At 63.7% G+C, this 1,946-nt stretch carries 1 protein-coding gene; it reads right to left on the bottom strand.

The features are described from left to right. On the bottom strand, positions 1-1,946 hold a 1,946-nt coding region (locus B6V72_RS18885), incomplete at both ends, for a pyruvate carboxylase (RefSeq protein ID WP_088736367.1).

Here is a 1,946-nt window from a genome sequence, read left to right on the forward strand (position 1 = left end):
AGGCCCGCCATGTCCTTGAGGCCGAGGATATGGGCGCCCGCCGCTTCCAGCTCTTTCGCCATGCCGATATAGTATTTCAGGTCATATTTCGCGCGGTCGGGATCGAGGATGTCGCCCGTGTAGCAGATCGTGCCTTCGCAGATCTTGCCGCTCTCGATCACCGCATCCATCGCGACGCGCATGTTCTCGACCCAGTTCAGCGAGTCGAAGACGCGGAACACGTCGACGCCGCTTTCCGCCGCCTGCTTGACGAAGAACTGCACCACGTTGTCAGGGTAGTTCGTGTAGCCCACGCCGTTCGAGGCGCGCAGAAGCATCTGGGTCAGGATGTTGGGCATCTCTTCGCGGATGTCGCGCAGGCGCTGCCACGGGCATTCCTGCAAGAAGCGGTAGGCCACATCGAATGTCGCGCCGCCCCAGCATTCGACCGAGAACAGATCGCTCAGGTTCGAGGCATAGGCGGGTGCTGCCTTGATCATGTCGATCGAGCGCATCCGGGTTGCCAGCAGCGACTGGTGGCCGTCGCGCATCGTGGTGTCGGTCAGCAGCAGCTTCTTCTGCGCCTTCATCCAGTCGGCGACCGCCTTCGCGCCCTCTTTCTCGAGCAGGTTGCGGCTGCCGGGCTTCACCTCGTCTTTCAACGCAGGCAGGCGCGGCGGTCTCGCCTCGGCATGCGGCTTGTTGCGGCCCGCGGTCTCGGGGTGACCGTTCACCGTGATGTCCGCGATATAAGTCAGGATCTTGGTGCCCCGGTCGCGGCGTTGCTTGAAGTCGAACAGCTCCGGCGTCGTGTCGATGAACTTCGTCGTGTAGCTCATGTCGAGGAAGGTCGGGTGCTTGAGCAGGTTGATGACGAAGTCGATATTCGTGCTCACGCCGCGGATACGGAATTCGCGCAGGGCGCGGTCCATCCGGCGGATCGCCTGATCGGGATCCTGCGCCCAGGCGGTGACCTTCACCAGCAGCGAGTCATAATAGCGGGTGATGACGCCGCCCGCATAGGCTGTGCCGCCATCGAGACGGATGCCGTTGCCGGTGGCCGAACGATAGGCGGTCAGGCGGCCGTAATCGGGGATGAAGTTGTTCTGCGGGTCCTCGGTGGTCACGCGGCATTGCAGCGCGTGGCCCGACAGTTCGATCTCGTCCTGCGACTTGGCGCGGGTCGCCTCTGCGAGTGTCGCGCCTTCGGCAATCTTGATCTGGGCCTGCACGATGTCGATGCCGGTGACTTCCTCGGTCACGGTATGCTCGACCTGAACGCGTGGGTTCACCTCGATGAAGTAGAAATTGTCGGTATCCATATCCATCAGGAATTCGACCGTGCCGGCACATTCATAGCCGACCGCCTGACCGATCTTCAGCGCCAGTTGGCAGACCTCTTCGCGCTGTTCGTCCGACAGGTAGGGGGCAGGGGCGCGCTCGACGACCTTCTGGTTGCGGCGCTGCACGGTGCAGTCGCGCTCGTAGAGGTGATAGAGATTGCCATGCGTGTCGCCCAGAAGCTGCACTTCGACGTGGCGCGCGCGGGTGATCATCTTCTCGAGATAGCCCTCGCCATTTCCGAAGGCGGCTTCGGCTTCGCGCCGGCCTTCGCGGACCTTCTCGACCAGTTCCTCCTCGCCGAGGATCGGGCGCATGCCGCGCCCGCCGCCGCCCCAGCTGGCTTTCAGCATTAGTGGGTAGCCGATCTCGGCGGCCTCTTTCTTGATCGCGTCGAAATCCTCGCCCAGCACTTCGGTCGCGGGAATGACCGGCACGCCGGCCTTGATCGCGACGCGCCGGGCCGAGGCCTTGTCGCCGAGCGCGCGCATCGTTTCGGCTCTCGGGCCGATGAAGGTGATGCCGGCGGCATCGCAGGCTTCGACGAAATCGGGGTTCTCCGACAGCAGGCCATAGCCCGGGTGGATCGCGTCGGCGCCGCTTTCCTTGGCGACGCGGATGATTTC

Origin of the sequence: Thioclava sp. F34-6 (assembly GCF_002213235.1) — a bacterium.
Classification (GTDB): domain Bacteria; phylum Pseudomonadota; class Alphaproteobacteria; order Rhodobacterales; family Rhodobacteraceae; genus Thioclava; species Thioclava nitratireducens.